The organism is Collimonas sp. OK412, from assembly GCF_900112135.1.
Classification (GTDB): domain Bacteria; phylum Pseudomonadota; class Gammaproteobacteria; order Burkholderiales; family Burkholderiaceae_D; genus Collimonas; species Collimonas rhizosphaerae.
The window spans coordinates 88,339-108,625 of sequence record NZ_FOLC01000008.1; the positions used below are offsets into that span (position 1 = coordinate 88,339).

The window sequence follows — 20,287 nt, forward strand, 5'->3', positions numbered from 1 at the left end:
ATTCCCGGGCGCAGGAAATGGAAAAGCCACTTCCCTGAATACCAGTCGAGGTAAGCATGATCAATGTATTTGTTTTGCAGAACGGCCGCCTCAACCAGGTCAACATCGAGAGTCACAGCGACCTTGAGAAAGTACAGCCGGTATGGGTCGACCTGACCGAACCGAACGACCAGGAACGGGCCTGGGTCAAGAGTATCTACGGCGTGACCTTGCCGGGGGAAGACGAGGTCAAGGATATCGAGGCGTCAGCCCGTTATTACGAAGCCGAAAACGGCGACCTGCACCTGCGTACCGATTTTTTGTTTGAAGAGGACGACGGCCCGTCGTCCACCGTCACGGTCGCCTTTATCCTGGCGCGCAACATATTGTTTTCGCTGCACGGCGAGGATTTGCCGGTGTTCCGCCTGGTGCGCATGCGCGCACGCTCGCGGCCGGGGTCTATCGGCGATTACAAGGACGTATTGCTGGACCTGTACCAGACCGATGCCGAGTACTCCGCCGACGCCCTGGAGGGCGTATACAAGCAGCTGGATGAGGTCAGCCAGCGCGTGCTGCAAAAGAAACTGACGGACCAGGCCGCGGCCGAAGCCTTGAGCGCCATGGCGCATGAGGAAGACTTGAACGGCCGCATCCGGCGCAACATGATGGATACGCGCCGCGCGGTGAGTTTCCTGATGCGCGGCCGCTTGCTGAGCGTGGACCAGTTTGAAGATGCGCGGCAGATCCTGCGCGATATCGAATCGCTGGACGGCCACACCGCTTTCCTGTTCGACAAGATCAACTTCCTGATGGATGCGACGGTCGGTTTCATCAACATCAACCAGAACAAGATCATCAAGATTTTCTCGGTCGCCTCGGTGGCGTTCTTGCCGCCGACCCTGATCGCCAGCATCTACGGCATGAATTTTCATTTCATGCCGGAGTTCGACTGGGCGCTCGGTTATCCGTTTGCGCTGGTGCTGATGGTGTGCTCGGCGATCACGCCGTTCTGGTATTTCCGCCGGCGCGGCTGGCTGAACTGAAGATAGATTGAAAAGCAGGGCGGGAAACCGCCCCGCGTGCAGCTTAAACCAGCTGCGCGAATGCGCCGCGCGCCGCGGCGATGGTGGCCTCGATCACCGCGTCGTCGTGCTGCGCCGATACGAAACCCGCCTCGAACGCCGACGGCGCCAGGTATACGCCGGCGTCCAGCATGGCATGGAAGAATTTGTTGAACAGGTCCTTGTTGGACGCCATCACTGTCGCATAACTATCCGGCACCGCCGCCGCGAAATACAAGCCGAACATGCCGCCGATCGCGTCGCCGCTGAAGGTGACGCCGGCTTCTTTCGCCGCCGCGCTCAAGCCGTTGACCAGCTTGCTGGTCTGCGTCCCCAGCCTGGTGTAGAAACCAGGCTCCTGGATCAGCTTGAGGGTGCTCATGCCGGCCGCCACCGCTACCGGATTGCCGGACAGCGTGCCGGCCTGGTACACCGGACCCAGCGGCGCCATGTGGCCCATCAGGTCGGCGCGGCCGCCGAAGGCCGCCACCGGCAGGCCGCCGCCTATCACCTTGCCCAGCGCGGTGATGTCGGGCTTGATGTCGTACAGCGCCTGGGCGCCGCCCAGCGCTACCCGGAAGCCGCACATGACTTCGTCGAAAATCAGCACGGTGCCGTACTGCGTGCACAGGCGGCGCATGGTCTGCAGGAATTCCGGCGTCGCGCGCACCAGGTTCATGTTGCCGGCCACCGGCTCGACGATCACGCAGGCGATCTGGTCGCCCATGTCCTTGAAGGCGTCTTCCAACTGTTGGGCGTTGTTGTAGTCGAGCACCAGGGTATGCTTGACGAAATCTTCCGGCACCCCGGCCGAAGTCGGATTGCCGAAGGTCAGCAAGCCGCTGCCGGCCTTGACCAGCAGCGAATCGGCGTGGCCGTGGTAACAGCCTTCGAACTTGACGATCTTGTCGCGGCCGGTGGCGCCGCGCGCCAGGCGCAGCGCGCTCATGGTGGCTTCAGTGCCGCTCGAGACCAGGCGTACCTGTTCGATCGACGGCACTAGCTTGCAGATCTCTTCGGCGATCTCGATTTCACCCTGGGTCGGCGCGCCGAAACTCAGGCCGCGCGCGGCGGCCTCCTGCACCGCCTTGATCACGGCCGGATGGGCGTGGCCGACGATCGCCGGACCCCAGGAGCCGATGTAGTCGATATAGCGGCGGTCGTCCGCGTCCCAGAAATACGGGCCTTCGGCGCGCGTGATGAAGCGCGGCGTGCCGCCTACCGAACGGAAGGCGCGCACCGGCGAATTGACGCCGCCGGGAGTGGTCAGCTGGGCGCGGGCAAACAAAGTGTCGTTATTGGAAGTCATAATTTAATAATTGCGGGAAAGAGCCGCCCGGGTAGGGTTTAAGAGCCACCGCAGCGTGGCGAATTACCCTACCCGGGCGGCTCTGTCCTCAACTGATTAGGAAAAACGGTTAAATTGCAAAGAAAAAAATAGGATGCGGAATTCAAAAAAATACTTGAGGTTCTGGAGAGAGGGTAATTGGTTGTCAGGGGATCTCGCCGCCATCCTCGTCATGCCGCTCCAGCCCCTCTTCGCGGGCCCAGAAATAACGATCGGGGATCAGCTTGCCCATGCCCAGCCGTTGCGCGGCGGTGACGGCCGCCAGGGTGAATTCCTGCGCCTCGGACACCGCTTCCGGCACGTCAAGGCCGTTGGCCAGCATCGCTGCGATCGCTGCCGACAGGGTGGTGCCGGCGCCGCTGAAAGAGCCCGAAACGCGCGGCCAGCTGTCTTGCCGCACCACGCCCGACTCATTGAACAGCGTGTTGCCGATTTCGGCCGCCGGCGTAGGCGTGCCGGTCACGAACAGGTATTCGCAGCCGAGTTCGATGATGCGCATGGCATCGAGGCTCATCATGTCTTCGGACGAGGGTTCGCGCCAGGTCTCTGCCAGGCGCGACAGTTCCACCGCCGATACCAGCATCACCGTGGTCTGCGGAACCAGCAGCTCGCGGATGGCGGTCAGCAGGTCTTCGCTGTCTTGACCCTGATCTGGCATGGCCGATAAAAAAGGGTCTAGAATCAGCGGGATTTCAGGATAATCCGAGACGATCTCGGCGATCACCGAAACGCTTTCGATGCTGCCGACGGCGCCTACCTTGAAGGCGGACACCGGCATGTCTTCCAGCAGCACGCGCGCCTGGTCCGCCACCCAGTCAGCGTCGATCTGCTGGGTGTCTTCGATGCGGGCGGTGTCGCCGATCAGGATCGACGTGATGACGGACAGGCCGTGGCAGCCCATGGCCGAAAACGTGGCCAGGTCAGCCTGGATGCCGGCGGCGCCGACGGGGTCGGCAACGCCGAAGGTCAATATAAGTGGAGAAGTTTGGTTTTGCACGGCGGGTAGATTAAGATATCCGACTTTGCATTTTACTTGATTGAAGGATCACCGCTGTGAGCAATGACGAAACTACCAAAACTACCAAATCCACAGAGTTCAAAACCTGGATGTGCCTGATTTGCGGCTGGGTCTATGACGAAGAGGCCGGTTTGCCGGAAGAAGGCATTGCTCCCGGCACACTGTGGGACGATGTGCCGATGAACTGGACTTGCCCGGAATGCGGCGCGCGCAAGGAAGACTTTGAAATGGTTGCCATTTAAGCCAAATACCACATTTTCATTGCAGGAATATCAAGTTATTGTCTCAAGTTACAAAATAAATTGAACTTTATCGGCTGCCCTTCATAAACATTGTTCTAAGGAATGTCTTTCTTTGTTACAGTGACGCCGTAGATTTATTTGGATTGAATGAGACGATTTCATGACAACATCACTTGGCGGCGTCAACCTGAAGGTAATGGTCATTGACGATAGCAGCACTATCCGGCGGTCCGCGGAAATTTTCCTGAGCCAGGCTGGTTATCAGGTCGTACTTGCCGAAGATGGCTTCGATGCCTTGGCGAAAGTGAACGATCACAAGCCTGCGCTGATTTTCTGCGACATCCTGATGCCGCGCCTGGATGGTTACCAGACCTGCGCGCTGATCAAGAAGAGCGCTAAATTCCATGCTACGCCGGTGGTCATGCTGTCGTCGAAGGACGGCTTGTTTGACCGCGCACGCGGCGCCATGGTCGGTTCCGACGAATATCTCACCAAACCGTTTACCAAAGACAGTCTGCTGAAGGCGGTGCGCCAGCACACGCAGACAGCGGACGGTGCTATCCCGGTCATTGCATGAAGCAGGCTGACTGATTTACATAATTTGAAGTACGAAGCAAATAAAGGTTGAACATGGCCATACAGAAGATTCTCATCGTCGACGACTCGCCAACCGAGCGTTATTTCCTGACCGATATCCTGGCGAAGGCCGGCTACTCGGTGTCGACTTCCGAAAACGGCGAAGGCATCCTCGACAAGATCAAGGCCGACAAGCCGCAGCTGATCCTGATGGATGTGGTGATGCCGGGCCAGAACGGCTTCCAGGTGACGCGCTCGATCACGCGCGACGACGACACCAAGGACATCCCCATCATCATCTGCAGCAGCAAGGGCCTGGAAACCGACCGTATCTGGGGCCTGCGCCAAGGTGCGCGCGACTACCTGGTGAAACCTATCGATCCGAAAGAACTGCTGGCGAAAATCGCTGCGCTTGGTTAATCGGACGCCGGTTTCAAGGTTGCTGAATTTAAGCCGACGAATCTAGCCAAGTTTACGCGAAATGAGCGCCCAATCAATATGACCCAATCTAGCTCGCATCTGACGGCGGAAACATCGCCCTCGTCGCTACCCGTCAACAAGGTCGCCCTTGACGCCGACTCGCGCCGCAGCCGGCTGCGTGAATTCCAGTCGCACTTGCTGGAACGGATGCAGGCTGCGCGCAGCGGCACCGAAGCACAGGAAAGCCAGCTCGGCTTGCTGATCGGGCAGACCCGCTGGCTGCTGAATTTGCAAGAGGCGGGCGAGATCGTCGCGGTCGACCAGATCTCGCGGGTGCCGTTGACCCACGACTGGTACCTGGGACTGAGCAATGTGCGCGGCACGCTGATCAGCGTGATCGATTTTGCGCGTTTCCAGGGCCATGGGGTGACGCAAATTGACAAAGAATGCCGGATTGTCGCTTTTGCACCATCGTTTTCGTTCAACAGCGGCTTGCTGGTTTCTCGCGTCCTGGGCTTGCGCAACGTCGCCCAGATGACCCTGCAAGCCCCGGAGCCGCTGGACCAGGCAGGCGCCAAGCGCTATCTCGACAGTGACTCGCAGCTCTGGACCGAGCTGAGCATGGCCCAGATCTTGCACGACCCTCGTTTTTTACAAGTAGGTTTATGAGTCCCAGGTGCCGTTGCAACTGCAGCGGTATCCGGTGGCAGCGAATTTGCAATTAGGAGATTCTGTAATGGCATTCAAACTACCGTCTTTATCCAAGGCGGCCAAGGAAGAGCAGGGCGAAGCGGGCGATCGTTTCGTGCAGGAAGCATTGATGCATGATCCGGAGCAGACCGTCATGGAAGAGCGTTTCATGCCTGAACCGCCGCCTGTGGCGCTGCTGGCGCCGTTGCCGAAGCCGGCCGCCGCGCCGCAAGCGGCCGCTGCCCCGGCGTTTGCCGCCGCTCCTCAGGAAGCTGCCAAGGAACCCGCCGCTGCACCGTCTTTCACCAGTGCCGCCGCCAGCCTCGCCAGTCCTGACTCCTCGCCATTGCCGCTGATCGGCAAACTGCCGCAGCAAAAGCAGATCCGCCTGCTGGTGACCGTGCTGGTCGGCGCGTTGCTGCTGACTATCCTGTTCCTGTGGCTGAGCGCCAAGAGTTCAGCGATGAGCTCGACCCAGACCCAGATCGCCGGCGATGCGCTGATGCACTCGCAGCGTATCGGTAAGGCGACGCCGAATGCGATTCAGGGTAACCCTGAAGCGTTCAAGCAGCTGGCCGACAGCCGCAAGGAATTCAACCAAGACCTGGGCATCCTGCGCAAGGGCGGCGACTACAAGGGGCACGATATCGGCACCCCTAGCGCCACCATGGGTTCCAAGCTGGCCGAAGTCGACAAGGTCTGGTCGAATACCGACAAGGCTGCGGAGACCATCCTCAAGCTGCAAAAGGAATTGACCAGCTTCGGTGTGACGCTGCAAAAACTGAACGGCATCTCGCCTAACCTGCTCGATTTGTCAGAACAGATCGCGACACTGAAAACCCAGACCGGCGCCACTCCGCGCGAAATCGCGGCTTCCTCGCAGCTGGTCATGCTGACCCAGCGTCTCGGCCGCAGCGCCAATGAATTCCTGACCTCCGAAGGCGTGAACCCGGAAACCGCGTTCTTGCTGGGCAAGGACACCAATACTTTCCGCGACATCGTCAGCGGCTTCCTGAACGGCAGCGATGTATTGCGCCTGCCGGCCAGCAAGAGCGAAGAAGAGCGCAGCAAGCTGACTGAACTGGAAAAGAGCTTTGCCGAGTACCAGGAATCGGTGGCATCGATCCTGGGCAACATGCAGAACTTCGTTTCGGCGAAACAATCGGAACAGCTGATCTTTACCGAGAACGAAAGCCTCAAGCAACGCCTGGGCGCATTGCAAGATACCTATCGCGACGCGCAGGACTCGCAAAGCATCTGGTTCTGGCTGATGCTGCTGGCTGCCTTGGTTACCCTGCTGGCAGCGGCCGGGATTGCCTGGGTCCAGGTGCAGGACGGACGTCACCGTACCCATGAAGCCGATGTGCGCCGGATGGAAGCGGAAGAACAGCGTCTGCAAGCGATCAAGCAGGAAGAAGATGCCAGTAACGCCAACGACCAGAACCAGGCCGCGATTTTGCGCCTGATGAATGAATTGCAGGAAGTGGCGGACGGTGACTTGACGGTGCAGGCGACGGTGTCGGAAGACATTACCGGCGCGATCGCCGACTCGGTGAACTATACGGTGGAAGAGTTGCGCGGGCTGGTAGGACGGGTTACCGCCACCGCCCAGCAGGTGACGATCGCGTCGGACCAGGCGCAAAGCATTTCGATCGAACTGCTGGCGGCGTCGCAGCGGCAGTCGCGCGATATTCAGGAAACCACGCAAGCGGTCCTGGACATGGCGACCCAGATTACCGACGTTTCCAAATCGGCCAGCGAGTCGGCTGAAGTGGCGCGGCAATCGGTTAGTGCGGCTGAAGAAGGCTCCAAGGCGGTGGAAAACGCGATCTCAGGCATGAATGAAATTCGCGAGCACATCCAGGAAACTTCCAAGCGCATCAAGCGGCTGGGTGAATCGTCACAGGAAATTGGTGAAATCACCGAACTGATTTCCGACATTACCGAACAGACCAACGTGCTGGCGCTGAATGCGGCGATCCAGGCGGCTTCGGCAGGCGAAGCGGGCCGCGGCTTCTCGGTGGTGGCGGAAGAAGTTCAGCGCCTGGCGGAACGTTCCGGCGCGGCGACCAAGCAGATCGGTGCGCTAGTGCGCACCATTCAGACCGACACCCACGATGCGGTGGTGGCGATGGAGCGTTCGACGCAAGGGGTGGTCGAAGGAGCCAAGCTGTCAGATGCGGCCGGTGCGGCCTTGTCGGATATCCGGCGCGTTTCGAACCGCCTGGCGGAACTGATTCAAAGCATTTCTTCCACAACCGAGCAGCAGGCCAACTCGGCAAACGGCGTGGCTACCAACATTCAAAACATTCTTTCGGTGACTGAAAAAACACGGGAAGGTACACGACAGACGGCCTTGTCGATTCGTGAACTGTCCAAGCTGGCAGAAGATTTGAAGAGCTCGGTATCGCGTTTCCGCGTGACCAATTAATGTGTGGCACCGTGTTTGCTGCCCCGTTTGTTGTCATTGAACCGGGACCAGCAGGCACGGCATCCTTGCCCGGGGCTTGCGCTGTTGTCGCATGCCCGGGCAATGGATATGCATCGTGGTCGATTCCCTGGCCACTCCCTGAATCCATGAGGCAGTCATGACCACCGATTTTTCCAGCACCGCTGACTCTGCGCGGACGCACCTTGATACCGGACCGTTGTCATGGGTGATGAGCGAAATTCGCGAGGCGCTGAACCAGTCCGGCGCCGCCCTGGCCCAAGCCGGCGACGTTGCCAGCGACGATTACCTGACAGCCGTCCGCCACGCCAAGACCTACCTGCACCAGGCGCACGGCGCTTTGCAGATGGTCGATATCGACGGCGTCACCATCATCACCGAAACGGTTGAAGACATACTTGAACGCGCCGAATCCGGCCATGCCGAACTGAGCGCGCAGCATGCGCAGGTTATCGGCAATGCCTACCAGGCGCTGATCGAATACCTGGACGAAGTGCTGGCCGGCGGCAGCCACCAGCCGGTCCGCCTGTTTCCGTATTACCAGGCGCTGCTGGAGATCCGCGGCGCTGAACGCATCCATCCGGCCGACCTGTTTTTCCCCGACCTGACGATTCGCCCCCATTTCCCTGCGGCAGAGCAGGCCGCGGCGGTCCAGGCGGAGGTTTACCTGCCGTTGCGCAAGCGCTTCGAGCGCGCGCTGCTGCCGTTCCTGAAAAGCGCCGACAAGGCGATTGAACTGGAAAACGCCACCGCGATGCAAACGGTGGTGACCGAAGTCGAACAGATGCAGCGCAACCAGCAATCGCGCGCGTTCTGGTGGGTGATGCATGGCTTCGCCGAAGCGGTCGCCACTGACCAGGTGTCGAACGAGCTCTACGTCAAGCAGCTGTTTGCCCGCATCAACCTGCAGCTGCGCCGCCTGAGCCAGGGTTCGTCGAGCATTTCGGAGCGGCTGTTGCGCGACGCCTTGTTCTTTATCGCCGGCATCGAGCAGACTTCCAAGCTGGCGACCCAGATCCGTGTCGCCTATCGCCTCAACGGCCTGGTGCCGGCCGACTACAGCACGCGCCACTACGGCCAGATCAGCCTGGATGCCTTGAGCACTGCCAAGGACCGCCTGGCGCAGGCCAAGAACATGTGGGACCGCCTGGCCAGCGGCGACGCCAGCCCGGCGTCTGCCTTCGAACAGGAAATGCATGGCTTGAGCGAAGCCGGCAGCCGGCTGAACGCGCCGTCGCTGTCGAAGCTGCTGCGCGAACTCAACGGCATTGCCCGCCATGCTGCACATTCGCGGCCGGGCGATGCGATCTGCATGGAGATCGCCACCAGCCTGCTGTTTATCGAAAACACGCTGAACCACATCAGCCGCCTGCCGGAGAATTTTTCCGAGCGCGCGGATGCGATGACGGCGCGCCTGCTGTCGGTCGTATCCGGCGAGACGCTGGGCAAGCCGGCGCAATGGATCGACGATATCTATCGCGAGGCGCAGCAGCGCCAGACGGTCAAGATGCTGGCTTCTGAAATGCTGTCCAGCCTGCGCCAGGTCGAAAAGATGCTGGACGAATTCTTCAACGATCCGGAGCGGCGCGAAGTGCTGGCCCAGATCGAACAGGTATTGCACCAGATCCAGGGCGCGCTGGCGATCCAGGAACAGAGCGACGCCATGCGCGTGGTCGAACATACGCGCAGCACCCTGCAGCGCTTTGCCGCCGAGGGCAGCGCGCCGGTGCCGCAAGTGCCGGAGCAGAAAGAATTCGAGCGGATTGCGCAAAACATCGGCGCGCTCAGCTTCTTTATCGAAACGCTGCAGCATCAGTCGGATACCCAGAACAACCATTTCACTTTTGACGAAGAAGCGGGCGTGTTCCGCATCAACCTGCTGGAACGGCGCGCCGTGGTCGCGGCTCCGCAGCCTGATCCGGTAGTGCCGTCGTCTGAATCCGACAATCAAACCCAGGCCGCCGCAGGCGACAGTTTGCCATCCTTGCCTGAGCTGGCGACGGTGGAAGACGAGTTGCTGCAGCACCAGCAGGAATCGGCGGAACTGGCGCTGTCCCTGACCGCGCAGCCGCATGATCCGGAATTGCAGGAACGGCTGAAAGAGTCGCTGGTGCAGATGCGGGTCGATGCCGCCTTGAGCGACAATCCCGAAGCTACCGACCGCGCCCAGGCAGCCATCGATATCCTCGATCATCCGGATTTTTCCGCATCCCAGCAGTCGCTGGCGGAAATCGTCACCACCATCGTGCCGCTGCACACGGCGGAAGCCGCAGCGCCGGTAGCGCCGGCAGCAGTAAGCGACGAGGAGGCTGACGCCGAACTGCGTGAGATTTTTTTGTCCGAAGCGGACGAGGTCCTGACGAACGCCAGGCAGACCCTGCCGCAACTGCAGCTGCACGACGCCCCGCATAAGCAAGAACCCCTGACAGTACTGCGCCGCGCATTCCATACCCTCAAGGGCAGCGGCCGCATGATCGGCTTGAACGCTTTCGGCGAAGCAGCCTGGAGCATTGAACAGGTATTGAACCTGTGGCTGTCTGAATCGCGTGCGGTGAGCGCCGACCTGAACGCCTTGCTGGACCATGCCGTGACCCAGCTGGACGGCTGGGTAAAGGAAATCCAGCAGCATGGGCATTCGCAACAGACGCCTGACGCACTGGCCGAGATCGCCGCGCGGGTGCGTGACGGCGGACCATTTGCCGATCCTGCAGCCGTTGCGGTGGCTGAGCCGGAGGAGCTGCTGGAATTCAGCGATCTGCTTGAGTTGCCGGCGCAGGCCGAAGAAATCCAGCTGAGCGACGACGCCCTGGCCTTGTTTACCGCTGCTTCGCAGCCTGCGGCTGTGGAAGAAACCCGGTTGCCGGAAATCCAGTTTGAGGCGCAGGCGGAAGCCGTTGCGGAATCCGCGGCCATCGAAGCAGCGCCGGTGGCAGCGACCGCCAGCGCAGAAGTGATCGCCTTTCCTGGCATGCAGGAAATCCGCCATGACGACAGCACCAAGCAGATCGGCGACCTGACCATCAGCCTGCCGCTCTACAATATCTACCTGGCCGAGACGGACCAGCTGGTCCGTCACCTGTCGCACGATTTCGCCGAATGGCGGCATGAGCCGGAACGGCCGGTCATGACGCAGTCGGTCCATGCCGCCCACTCGCTGGCAGGCAGTTCCGCCACGGTTGGTTTCAAGCCTTTGCAGGAAGTGGCGCATGCGCTGGAGATGGCATTGCAGCGGATGGCGCTGCAGCCGAGCAGCCTGCACGGAACCGACTACGACACGCTCCAGTTTGGCGTCGAGCGGATCAAATGGATGCTGCAGCAGTTCTCGCAAGGCGACATGCCGTATTACGAGCCGGCCTTGGTCAGCAGCCTGGATAGTTTGTGGCAGGGCCAGGAATCGCGCGGCGTGGAAACGTTGCCGGAAACCGTCGACGAGACGATAGCCGCTGTCGACGTCGCGCCGCCGCAAGCGGTTGCCGAGATTACGGAGCCGGTGGTCGAGAGCCATCTCCATGTGGTCCCTGCGATCATTGAAGAAACAAGCGCAAGCGTTCCGGCTGAGGCAAGCGATATGCAGCCTCTGGCTGAGGCCCCGGCCGCAGCCGTGCAGCAGTTGTTTGAGCCGGCGAAGGAAGAGATCGATCCGTCGCTGGTGGTGCGGGATGAACTGGATCCTGACTTGCTGCCGATATTCCTGGAAGAGGGCAGCGACATGCTGCCGCAAATCGGCAGCGCCCTGCGCAGCTGGCAGCAAAACCCTGCCGACGTCAAGCCGTCGCAAGCGATCCTGCGCCATTTGCATACCATCAAGGGCAGCGCCCGCATGGCCGGCGCGATGGTGCTGGGCCAGCACATGCACGAGATGGAAAGCCATATCGAAGTGATCCTGCAAACGGGCAGCTCTTCGCGGCACACCATCGACGAATTGCTGGCGCATTATGACCGCGGCGTGCAGATGTTCGAGAACCTGCGTAATCCACAGGCGCAGCAGCCGGTCGTAGCCGCCGCGCCTGCGCCGGAAGCGCACGACCCTGTCAACCTGCCGAGCGTGATGCCGTCGCTGGCCGCTGGCGTGGCGCCGGTGCCCGCGGTTACCAGCGCCACCGGCCTGGTGTCGCAGGTGCGCGTCAACGCCGAAGTGCTGGACCGGCTGGTTAACCAGGCCGGTGAAGTATCGATCACACGTTCGCGGCTGGAATCAGGCATCGGCACCTTGCAGATTTCCTTGTCGGAACTGACCGAAAACGTCGACCGCCTGCGCGGCCAGTTGCGGGAAATCGAAATCCAGGCGGAAGCGCAGATCAGCTCGCGCATGACGCTGGCCGGCGAACGCGAATTCGACCCGCTTGAATTCGACCGCTTTACCCGGTTGCAGGAACTGACCCGGATGATGGCCGAAAGCGTCAATGACGTCGCCTCGCTGCAAAAGAACCTGACCAATACGGTAGACGGCGCCAACGCCGACTTGCTGACCCAGCGCCGCCTGACGCGTGACCTGCAGCAGGACCTGATGCATGTGCGCATGGTGCAGTTTGCCAGCATCGCCGAGCGTTTGTACCGGCTCACGCGCCAGGTCGCCAAGGAACTGGACAAGCGGGTCAACCTCGATATCCGCGGCAGCAACGTGGAAATCGACCGCAGCGTGCTGGAAAAAATGATCGCCCCGTTCGAGCATTTGCTGCGTAACGCGATCGTGCACGGCATCGAATCGCGTGAAGCGCGGCGCGCTGCCGGCAAGAACGAAACCGGCGAATTGAAGATTGAAATCCGCCAGGACGGCAATGAAATCCTGATCCAGCTGTCGGATGACGGCCAGGGCTTGAACCTGCAGCGCATCCGCGACAAGGCGCGCACGATCGGCTTGCTGGAAAGCGACGAGCAGATATCCGACCTGGAAACCACCGACCTGATTTTCCGTCCCGGCTTTTCCACCGCTGCAGACGTCACCGAACTGGCCGGCCGCGGCGTCGGCATGGACGTGGTGCGCTCGGAAGCAGCATCGCTGGGCGGCCGTGTCTCGGTCAGCAGCGATCCTGGCCAGGGCACGCATTTCACGATCCACCTGCCGTTGACGCTGGCCGTCACCCAGGTGGTGCTGTTGACCACGGGCGGCAGCACGTATGCGGTGCCGTCGGCGCTGGTCGAGCAGGTGCAGCAATTGAAGGCGAAGGCGCTGGCCGCGGCCTACAACGATGGTTCGCTGATCTGGCAAGGCCATAAAGTGCCGCTGCAATATCTGTCGACCTTGCTGGGCGATACCGACATGGTGCCGGTGGCGCAGCAATATTCGCCTATCATCATCCTGCGCAGCGGCAACGACCGGGTAGCGATACACGTCGATGAAATCGTCGGCAACCGAGAAGTCGTGGTCAAGAACATCGGCCCGCAGCTGTCGCGGATGATCGGGATTGCCGGTGCAACCGTGCTGGGTTCTGGCGATATCGTGCTGATCTTGAATCCGGTGCCGCTGGCAATGCGGCAGTTATTCAATACGTCCCACGAATTGCGGGCGCCGAAGCAATCGCACCTGGCTACCCACGAGACGCTGGGCGCGGTAGCGGAGATGAGCGTCGGCGCCGAATCCGGCACACCGCACGCGGCCCAGGCAGTACAGGGCTTGCGCAGCCAGAGCGTGGTGATGGTGGTCGACGATTCGCTGACCGTGCGCCGGGTTACCCAGCGCCTGCTGTCGCGCGAAGGTTACCAGGTGGTGTTGGCGAAAGACGGCGTCGATGCGCTGGAGCAGCTGCAGGCGATTACGCCGGACGTGATGCTGGTGGATATTGAAATGCCGCGCATGGATGGTTTCGACCTGAGCCGCAACATCCGCAATGACGACCGCACACGCCATATTCCCATCATCATGATCACCTCGCGTACGGCGGCCAAGCACCGCAGCTATGCAATGGAGCTGGGCGTCAACGAGTACCTGGGCAAGCCGTACCAGGAAGATGAGCTGATCAGCACCATCAAGTCGTTCATCAACAAAGAAGTCAACACTCTGCAGTAACCTTTCATGCGCGCGTGCGGAAGATGCATTTTCCGCACACGCGCATGGATTTCTCTTACTCCGCATTCATTTTTTTTACGACCCCGTAGCGCAGCAAGGTTGCTTTACGTGCTTCGTCATGCTGCACCAGCGGCAGCGGGTAGTCCTGTCCGAGCTTGATTCCGGCCCGTTCCAGTTCCCGTGCGGGCGCTAGCCATGGCGCATGGATGTGTTTGCTGTCGAGCGCTGACAGTTGCGGCAGGTAGCGGCGGATGAACTTGCCATCGGCATCGAATTTCCCGGATTGGGTAAGCGGATTGAAAATGCGGAAATAGGGTTGCGCATCGCAACCCGACGACGCGGCCCATTGCCAGCCGCCGTTATTGGCGGCGAGATCGAAATCGTTCAGGCGCTCGGCAAAATAACGTTCCCCCCAACGCCAGTCTATGCCGAGATCCTTGATCAGGAAGGAGGCAGCCACCATGCGCAGGCGATTGTGCATATAGCCGCTCTGATTGAGTTGCAGCATGGCGGCATCCACCAGCGGATAACCGGTGTGGCCGTCGCACCAGGCTTGGAACAAACTGCGTGCGCGTTCACCGCTTTCCCATTGGATGGCGTCATAGCCTGGCTTGAAGGCGGCTAGTGCCACATGCGGATGATGATGCAGGATCATGAAATAAAAATCGCGCCAGATCAATTCCGACAGCCATACCGCAGCACCTCCTGCAGCAGCGCCCTGGTGCAAGGTCTGATACGCGGCGCGGGCCAGCGTGCGAATCGAGATGGTGCCAAAGCGCAGGTGTATTGAAAGATACGATGGTCCCTTGACGGCGGGAAAATCACGGCTCTGGCCATACCGCCCGATACGCTCCATGAAATCTTCCAGCAGGGCGGCGGCGCCAGACATGCCTGGCGCGATCTCGAGTTCTCGCAGATTGGTTTTCTTGAATCCCAGCGCGGCCAGGCTGGGGATTGTTTCAGGAGGAGAGGAGGACGGCGAGGTCAGGCGTGCCGCATATTTTTCTACCTGGTAGGGTTTCAAGAAAGAAGAGCCATCGGCTGCCGCCAGCCTTTTCATCCAGGCGTTCTTGTAGGGCGTGAATATCGAGAACGGCTGGCCTGCCATGGTCAGTATTTCGTCGCGCTCAAAAATCACCTGGTCCTTGTAGCTGCGCCAGACTCGGCCATCGGCGGCCAGCAATGCGGCGACATCGGCATCGCGCTGCCGCGCCTGCGGTTCATAGTCGTGGTTGCTGAACACGGCGTTGACGCCGAGTTGCCTTGCCAGCGCAGGAATGACCTCTCCGGCGGCGCCGTGGCGCACCAGCAGTCCGCTGCCTAATTTGCGCAATTCTAGGTCGAGTTCGATCACGCTGCCGTGGATGAATTCAACCCGGCGGTCGGCGCTCAGGCCGGCATTCAGCAATGGCTGCAGGATATCGGTATCGAACACGAACACGCAGAACACCGCTGCGCTGGTTTTCAAGGCGTGGTACAGGGCAGCGTGATCGTACATGCGCAAATCGCGGCGAAACCAGACCAGGGATTTCTCAAATTTCAGCATGAGGGTGCGTTAGGTATGAAAAATGAATGATTGCGGGGCAACGCCGAGTCGGCTTGCGGGGACTTTACCCGACATGCGACACTATTCAAAGCGGCTTTAGCGTATTCAAAACTGATAAAATGCGGTCCATGGCCAAGCTAGATACAACTCCGGACGATTCTCCCGCGCGCAAGGGCGGTGCGAAGGCTGGCGCTGATTCCCCTCCTTTGAATCTGACAAATCATTTCCTTATTGCAATGCCTTCCATGTTGGACCCCGTTTTCGGCGGGACCGTGGTGTATTTGTGTGAACATAATGCCAACGGTGCGCTGGGCGTGGTGATCAACAAGCCGACCGACATGACCATGCAGGTATTGTTCGACCGCATCGATCTCAAGCTTGAAATCAGCCCTGGATTGGGTTTCGACGACCCGATCGCCGACCGGCCCGTCATGTTTGGCGGCCCGGTCCAGGTTGAGCGCGGTTTTGTGCTGCATGCGCCGATCAAGAATTATTCCTCAACCTTGAAAGTGACGGACCAGATCGCCATGACCACCTCCAAGGACGTGCTGGAAGAAGTGGCGCATGGCAGCGGCCCGCAGCGCATCCTGGTCAGCCTCGGCTGTTCCGGCTGGAGCGCCGGCCAGCTGGAAAGCGAGATTGTCCACAACGGCTGGCTGACTGTCGCCGCCGACCCCGCCATCATTTTTGAATTGCCGATTGCCGAGCGGTTTGCCGCCGCGGTGAATCTGCTGGGGATTTCGCCGTACATGCTGACCTCGGAATCCGGGCGTGCGTGAGTTGCCGAAAGATCTGTGCGGGAACCTGGCATGGCTGGCGTGACGGACATTGCAGGCACCGTGCTGGGATTTGATTTCGGCCTGAAACGCATCGGCGTGGCGGTCGGCAACACCGTGCTGAAGCAGGCGCAGCCGTTGCAGGTCATCAGCGCAGCCACCAACGACGGCAAGTTTGCCGAAATCTCGGCCCTGGTCAAAGAATGGCAGCCGGTGTTGTGCGTAGTGGGTCTGCCCTTGCATCCGGACGGCGCAACGCACGAGATGAGCGTCCGCTGCCAGCGTTTTGCCAACCAGCTGCACGGCCGCTACGATGTCGCCACGGTGCTGGTCGATGAACGCTATTCGTCGGCGGTGATCAAGCAGCAGCGGGGAGATGTGATCGACGACCAGGCTGCCGCGATCATCCTGCAGCAGTATTTTGACGGTTTGCCTGACGATTTATCTGTATGACCTTGACTTAGCGGTGAAGATGCAATGACTACAACCACTCCCCAATTCGATGCCGAAGCGCTGTACCAGGTGCTTGAGGCAAAAGTAACGGCAGCCCTGGCGCAGGCCGACAATGTCGCTGTCATCGGCATCTACTCTGGCGGCGCCTGGATCGCCGAACGCCTGGTGGCGGCCCTGCGCCTGAATCCGGCTGAGCGTCTTGGCTTTATCGATGTCTCGTTCTACCGCGACGACTTTTCCGAAAAGGGATTGCGCGCCGACATCAAGCCGACCCAGATTCCGTTCGACGTCGACGACGCCACCATCCTGCTGGTGGACGACGTGCTGTACACCGGCCGCACCACGCGTGCGGCGATCAACGAATTGTTCGACTACGGCCGCCCCAGGAAAATCATGCTGGCGGCGCTGATCGACCGTGGCGAGCGCGACTTGCCGGTAGCCGCCGATTTCATCGCCGATGCGGTGACGCTGCAACCGGGCCAGTCCTTACAACTTCAACGCGCCGACGACGGCAGCTTCACTTTAATCATCCAATCCAATGCTTAATCCCCAACTCAATAAAAACGGCGAACTGCAACATCTGTTGACGATCGAGGGACTGCCGACTTCCGTCGTCACGCATATCCTGGACACAGCTTCTTCCTTTGTCGGCGTCAGCGACCGCGATGTCAAGAAAGTGCCGCTGATGCGCGGCAAAAGCGTGTTCAACCTGTTCTTTGAAAACTCCACGCGCACCCGCACCACTTTCGAAATCGCCTCCAAGCGCCTGTCGGCCGATGTCATCAATCTGAATATCTCGGCCTCCAGCGCCAGCAAGGGCGAATCGCTGCTGGACACCATCGACAACCTGTCGGCCATGCACGCCGACATGTTCGTGGTGCGCCACGCGCAGTCAGGCGCTCCGTACCTGATCGCCAAGCACCTGACCGATACCCGGCAGCATCACGTCCATGTGGTGAACGCCGGCGACGGCCGCCATGCCCACCCGACCCAGGGTTTGCTGGACATGTACACGATCCGCCACTACAAGAAAGACTTCAGCAACCTGACAGTGGCGATCGTCGGCGACATCTTGCATAGCCGCGTGGCGCGTTCAGACATCCATGGATTGACCACCTTGGGCGTGCCGGAAGTGCGCGCCATCGGCCCTCGCACTTTGCTGCCCAGCGGCCTGGAGCAGATGGGCGTGCGCGTCTTCACCGACATGAACGAAGGCTTGAAAGGCGTCGACGTGATCATCATGCTGCGCCTGCAGAATGAACGCATGAGCGGCGCCTTGCTGCCGTCGGCGCAGGAATTCTTCAAGAGCTACGGCCTGACGCCGGAACGCCTGGCGCTGGCCAAGCCGGATGCGATCGTGATGCACCCGGGGCCGATGAACCGCGGCGTGGAAATCGACTCGGCGGTTGCCGACGGCGCGCAGGCGGTGATCCTGCCGCAGGTGACATTCGGCATTGCGGTGCGGATGGCGGTCATGAGTATTTTGGCGGGTAATTAGCGTTATCGTAGTTGTTTCTGTTTTGCACAGTATTACGTAGCTCCAAACTTCCAGTTTAGCCAGTTGGGGACAGGGTAATTCGTCGCGCTACGGCGACTCTTAAACTCTGTCCCGCAATATAGAATAATTTTACAGATGAAACTTCACATCAAAAACGGCCGCCTGATTGACCCGGCAAACAATATCGATGCCCAGCAGGACCTGTTCATTGCCGCCGGCAAGATCGTCGGCGTCGGCAGCGCGCCGGCCGATTTCACCGCCAACAAGACGATAGACGCCAGCGGCCTGGTGGTGGCGCCGGGCCTGGTCGACCTGAGCGTGCGCCTGCGCGAGCCCGGTTACGAATACAAGGCAACCCTGGAATCGGAAATGCAGGCAGCCATGCAGGGCGGCGTCACCAGCCTGGTGTGTCCGCCCGATACCGATCCGGTGCTCGATGAGCCGGGCCTGGTGGAAATGCTGAAGCATCGCGCCAAGAGCCTGAACCAGGCGCATGTCTATCCTCTGGGCGCGTTGACAGTCGGCCTCAAGGGCAAGGAACTGACCGAGATGGCCGAGCTGACCGACGCCGGCTGCATCGGCTTCGCCCAGGCGGAAGAGCCGATCCTGGACACCACCGTCCTGCTGCGCGCCATGCAGTACGCACGCACCTTCAGCTATACAGTCTGGCTGCGGCCGCAAGATCCTTACCTGGGGCATGGCGGCATCGCGCATAGCGGCGCAGTCGCTTCGCGGCTTGGCCTGTCGGGCGTGCCGACCATGGCGGAAACGATTCGCCTGCAGACCATTTTCGAACTGGTGCGTGCGACCGGCGCCCGCGTGCATTTGTGCCGCATTTCATCGGCGCCGGGACTGGAACTGATCCGCGCCGCCAAGAAAGAAGGCTTGCCGATCACTTGCGACGTCGGTGCCCATCACATCCACATGACCGACGTCGATATCGGTTTCTTCGATTCCAACGCCAGGATGACGCCGCCGTTCCGCTCGCAGCGCGACCGCGATGCCATCCGCCAGGCGCTGCTGGATGGCACCGTCGACGCCATCTGCTCGGACCACACGCCGGTCGACGACGATGAAAAACTGCTGCCGTTCGGCGAAGCAACGCCCGGCGCCACCGGCCTCGAACTGCTGCTGTCGCTGGCCCTGAAGTGGGCCGAAGAATGTGTGGTCCCGGAGCAGCAAAGGGTCAGCCGCGCGCTGGCGAAAATCACCACCGACGCCGCCGGCGTGGCCGGCCTGGCTGCCGGCCGGCTGACGATCGGCAGCGTCGCCGATATCTGCCTGTTCGATCCCGCCGTGCGCTGGACCGTGGAAGCCAAGGAACTGGCCAGCCAGGGCAAACACACGCCATTCCTCGGGTATGAGCTGTGCGGACGCGTGAAAACCACGATTGTGGCTGGCCATATAGCATTTGAGCGCGCATGAAGCAGCTGCGGTTCGCCTTGCGCCTGGCACGGGTGCTGCTGCACCTGCTCGTCGGCCTGTGGACTTGCGCCACGGTGTTTCCCTTGACCGACAGCGCAGGGCGGCAGCGGCGCATACGGCTGTGGTCGATCCAGCTGCTGGCGATCTGCCGGGTCCGGGTCACGCTGCGTAATCCGCAGGACAGTGTGGCCGCGGCGCGCGCCCTGATCGTCGCCAACCATGTTTCGTGGCTGGATATCTTCGTCATCAATTCGATCCAGACCTGCCAGTTCGTGGCCAAGTCGGATATCCGCGACTGGCCCTTGATCGGCTGGCTGTGTGAAAAGGGCGGCACGATTTTTATCGCACGCGGCAAGCAGCGCGATGTACGGCGCATATTCCAGGGGCTGGTGACCAGTATCGAAGCAGGCGCGCGGGTTGCCTTCTTCCCTGAGGGGACCACGGCGGCGCAGGGTTCGCTCTTGCCTTTCCACGCCAACCTGTTCGAAGCCGCGCTCGACGCCAAGGTGCCGGTGCAGCCGTATGCCTTGCGCTACCTGGATGAACAGGGAGCGCTGCATCCGGCGGCGGATTTTATCGGCGACATGACGTTTGCCGAAAGCATGCTGGCGATCCTGAAAGCGCCGTCGATGAGAGCCGAGCTGATCCAGCTGGCGCCTATCGATACGACCGGATCGCATCGCCGCGACCTGGCCGTCCTCGCGCGTACTTCGATTGCCGAGGCGCTGGAGATCACGGAAAAGGAAGGGGTCGCCTAGACGGGGTCGCCCAGACGGGGCCGCCTAGACGCGGTAGAAAC

16 protein-coding genes are annotated in these 20,287 nt (G+C 60.7%); 13 read left to right on the forward strand and 3 right to left on the reverse strand.

Features of this window, described 5'->3' with window-relative positions:
* The first annotated feature begins 56 nt into the window (after positions 1–56).
* On the forward strand, positions 57–1,022 hold the full coding sequence (corA, locus tag BM062_RS10890; RefSeq protein WP_092396690.1) for a magnesium/cobalt transporter CorA: 966 nt from the start codon (positions 57–59) through the stop codon (positions 1,020–1,022).
* Positions 1,023–1,065: 43 nt separating this feature from the next.
* Here corA and hemL read toward each other — a convergent pair whose 3' ends face one another.
* Both hemL and BM062_RS10900 read right to left on the reverse strand, forming a co-directional pair.
* Positions 1,066–2,349 (reverse strand): glutamate-1-semialdehyde 2,1-aminomutase, encoded by a 1,284-nt coding sequence (gene hemL, locus BM062_RS10895; RefSeq protein WP_092396692.1) that lies wholly within the window; start codon positions 2,347–2,349, stop codon positions 1,066–1,068.
* A 184-nt stretch (positions 2,350–2,533) separates the two neighbouring features.
* Complete coding sequence (locus BM062_RS10900; RefSeq protein WP_092396694.1) at positions 2,534–3,385, reverse strand: bifunctional hydroxymethylpyrimidine kinase/phosphomethylpyrimidine kinase; 852 nt, start codon at positions 3,383–3,385, stop codon at positions 2,534–2,536.
* 110 nt (positions 3,386–3,495) lie between these two features.
* Here BM062_RS10900 and BM062_RS10905 point away from each other — a divergent pair, with 110 nt between their 5' ends.
* The 6 genes from BM062_RS10905 (at position 3,496) to BM062_RS10930 (ending at position 13,790) form a co-directional block, all read left to right on the forward strand.
* A complete protein-coding gene (locus BM062_RS10905; protein ID WP_038495022.1) occupies positions 3,496–3,648 on the forward strand; it encodes a rubredoxin in 153 nt (50 codons plus the stop codon).
* Between the two features lie 160 nt (positions 3,649–3,808).
* Positions 3,809–4,225 (forward strand): response regulator, encoded by a 417-nt coding sequence (locus BM062_RS10910; protein WP_092396696.1) that lies wholly within the window; start codon positions 3,809–3,811, stop codon positions 4,223–4,225.
* Between the two features lie 53 nt (positions 4,226–4,278).
* The gene (locus tag BM062_RS10915; protein WP_038485766.1) at positions 4,279–4,644 is read left to right on the forward strand and encodes a response regulator; all 366 of its coding nucleotides are present in this window, start codon (positions 4,279–4,281) and stop codon (positions 4,642–4,644) included.
* Between the two features lie 78 nt (positions 4,645–4,722).
* Complete coding sequence (locus tag BM062_RS10920) at positions 4,723–5,313, forward strand: chemotaxis protein CheW (RefSeq protein WP_092396698.1); 591 nt, start codon at positions 4,723–4,725, stop codon at positions 5,311–5,313.
* A 67-nt stretch (positions 5,314–5,380) separates the two neighbouring features.
* Complete coding sequence (locus tag BM062_RS10925) at positions 5,381–7,765, forward strand: methyl-accepting chemotaxis protein (RefSeq protein ID WP_254785036.1); 2,385 nt, start codon at positions 5,381–5,383, stop codon at positions 7,763–7,765.
* A gap of 157 nt (positions 7,766–7,922) precedes the next feature.
* On the forward strand, positions 7,923–13,790 hold the full coding sequence (locus tag BM062_RS10930; protein WP_092396700.1) for a hybrid sensor histidine kinase/response regulator: 5,868 nt from the start codon (positions 7,923–7,925) through the stop codon (positions 13,788–13,790).
* Positions 13,791–13,845: 55 nt separating this feature from the next.
* On the opposite strand, the gene BM062_RS10935 is transcribed toward BM062_RS10930, so the two are convergent.
* Positions 13,846–15,336, reverse strand: a complete 1,491-nt coding sequence (locus BM062_RS10935; protein WP_092396702.1) for a cryptochrome/photolyase family protein — start codon at positions 15,334–15,336, stop codon at positions 13,846–13,848.
* A gap of 119 nt (positions 15,337–15,455) precedes the next feature.
* On the opposite strand from BM062_RS10935, the gene BM062_RS10940 reads away from it, so the two are divergent.
* The 6 genes from BM062_RS10940 to BM062_RS10965 all read left to right on the forward strand — a co-directional run bounded on the left by BM062_RS10940 (position 15,456) and on the right by BM062_RS10965 (position 20,246).
* Complete coding sequence (locus BM062_RS10940) at positions 15,456–16,115, forward strand: YqgE/AlgH family protein (protein ID WP_371326576.1); 660 nt, start codon at positions 15,456–15,458, stop codon at positions 16,113–16,115.
* A gap of 30 nt (positions 16,116–16,145) precedes the next feature.
* Complete coding sequence (gene ruvX, locus BM062_RS10945) at positions 16,146–16,565, forward strand: Holliday junction resolvase RuvX (RefSeq protein WP_092396704.1); 420 nt, start codon at positions 16,146–16,148, stop codon at positions 16,563–16,565.
* A 24-nt stretch (positions 16,566–16,589) separates the two neighbouring features.
* The gene (gene pyrR / locus BM062_RS10950) at positions 16,590–17,111 is read left to right on the forward strand and encodes a bifunctional pyr operon transcriptional regulator/uracil phosphoribosyltransferase PyrR (protein WP_092396706.1); all 522 of its coding nucleotides are present in this window, start codon (positions 16,590–16,592) and stop codon (positions 17,109–17,111) included.
* Positions 17,104–18,063 (forward strand): aspartate carbamoyltransferase catalytic subunit, encoded by a 960-nt coding sequence (locus tag BM062_RS10955; RefSeq protein ID WP_014004791.1) that lies wholly within the window; start codon positions 17,104–17,106, stop codon positions 18,061–18,063. Before pyrR ends, BM062_RS10955 begins: the two co-directional genes overlap by 8 nt.
* 135 nt (positions 18,064–18,198) lie before the next feature.
* Positions 18,199–19,488: a dihydroorotase gene (locus tag BM062_RS10960; protein ID WP_092396708.1), complete on the forward strand. Its 1,290-nt coding sequence runs from the start codon at positions 18,199–18,201 to the stop codon at positions 19,486–19,488.
* Positions 19,485–20,246, forward strand: a complete 762-nt coding sequence (locus BM062_RS10965) for a lysophospholipid acyltransferase family protein (RefSeq protein ID WP_092396710.1) — start codon at positions 19,485–19,487, stop codon at positions 20,244–20,246. The genes BM062_RS10960 and BM062_RS10965 overlap by 4 nt, the downstream gene beginning before the upstream one ends.
* The last annotated feature ends 41 nt before the right edge of the window (positions 20,247–20,287 follow it).

What these genes read in the sequence shown, in the direction of transcription:
- BM062_RS10915 (WP_038485766.1), top strand. Translation starts at nt 4,279, where the DNA reads ATGGCCATACAGAAGATTCTCATCGTCGACGACTCGCCAACCGAGCGT.
- BM062_RS10920 (WP_092396698.1), top strand. Translation starts at nt 4,723, where the DNA reads ATGACCCAATCTAGCTCGCATCTGACGGCGGAAACATCGCCCTCGTCG.
- ruvX (WP_092396704.1), top strand. Translation starts at nt 16,146, where the DNA reads ATGGCTGGCGTGACGGACATTGCAGGCACCGTGCTGGGATTTGATTTC.
- BM062_RS10960 (WP_092396708.1), top strand. Translation starts at nt 18,199, where the DNA reads ATGAAACTTCACATCAAAAACGGCCGCCTGATTGACCCGGCAAACAAT.
- BM062_RS10965 (WP_092396710.1), top strand. Translation starts at nt 19,485, where the DNA reads ATGAAGCAGCTGCGGTTCGCCTTGCGCCTGGCACGGGTGCTGCTGCAC.
- BM062_RS10935 (WP_092396702.1), bottom strand. Translation starts at nt 15,336, where the DNA reads ATGCTGAAATTTGAGAAATCCCTGGTCTGGTTTCGCCGCGATTTGCGC.
- BM062_RS10955 (WP_014004791.1), top strand. Translation starts at nt 17,104, where the DNA reads ATGCTTAATCCCCAACTCAATAAAAACGGCGAACTGCAACATCTGTTG.
- BM062_RS10925 (WP_254785036.1), top strand. Translation starts at nt 5,381, where the DNA reads ATGGCATTCAAACTACCGTCTTTATCCAAGGCGGCCAAGGAAGAGCAG.
- BM062_RS10910 (WP_092396696.1), top strand. Translation starts at nt 3,809, where the DNA reads ATGACAACATCACTTGGCGGCGTCAACCTGAAGGTAATGGTCATTGAC.
- corA (WP_092396690.1), top strand. Translation starts at nt 57, where the DNA reads ATGATCAATGTATTTGTTTTGCAGAACGGCCGCCTCAACCAGGTCAAC.
- BM062_RS10905 (WP_038495022.1), top strand. Translation starts at nt 3,496, where the DNA reads ATGTGCCTGATTTGCGGCTGGGTCTATGACGAAGAGGCCGGTTTGCCG.
- hemL (WP_092396692.1), bottom strand. Translation starts at nt 2,349, where the DNA reads ATGACTTCCAATAACGACACTTTGTTTGCCCGCGCCCAGCTGACCACT.
- BM062_RS10930 (WP_092396700.1), top strand. Translation starts at nt 7,923, where the DNA reads ATGACCACCGATTTTTCCAGCACCGCTGACTCTGCGCGGACGCACCTT.
- pyrR (WP_092396706.1), top strand. Translation starts at nt 16,590, where the DNA reads ATGACTACAACCACTCCCCAATTCGATGCCGAAGCGCTGTACCAGGTG.
- BM062_RS10940 (WP_371326576.1), top strand. Translation starts at nt 15,456, where the DNA reads ATGCGGTCCATGGCCAAGCTAGATACAACTCCGGACGATTCTCCCGCG.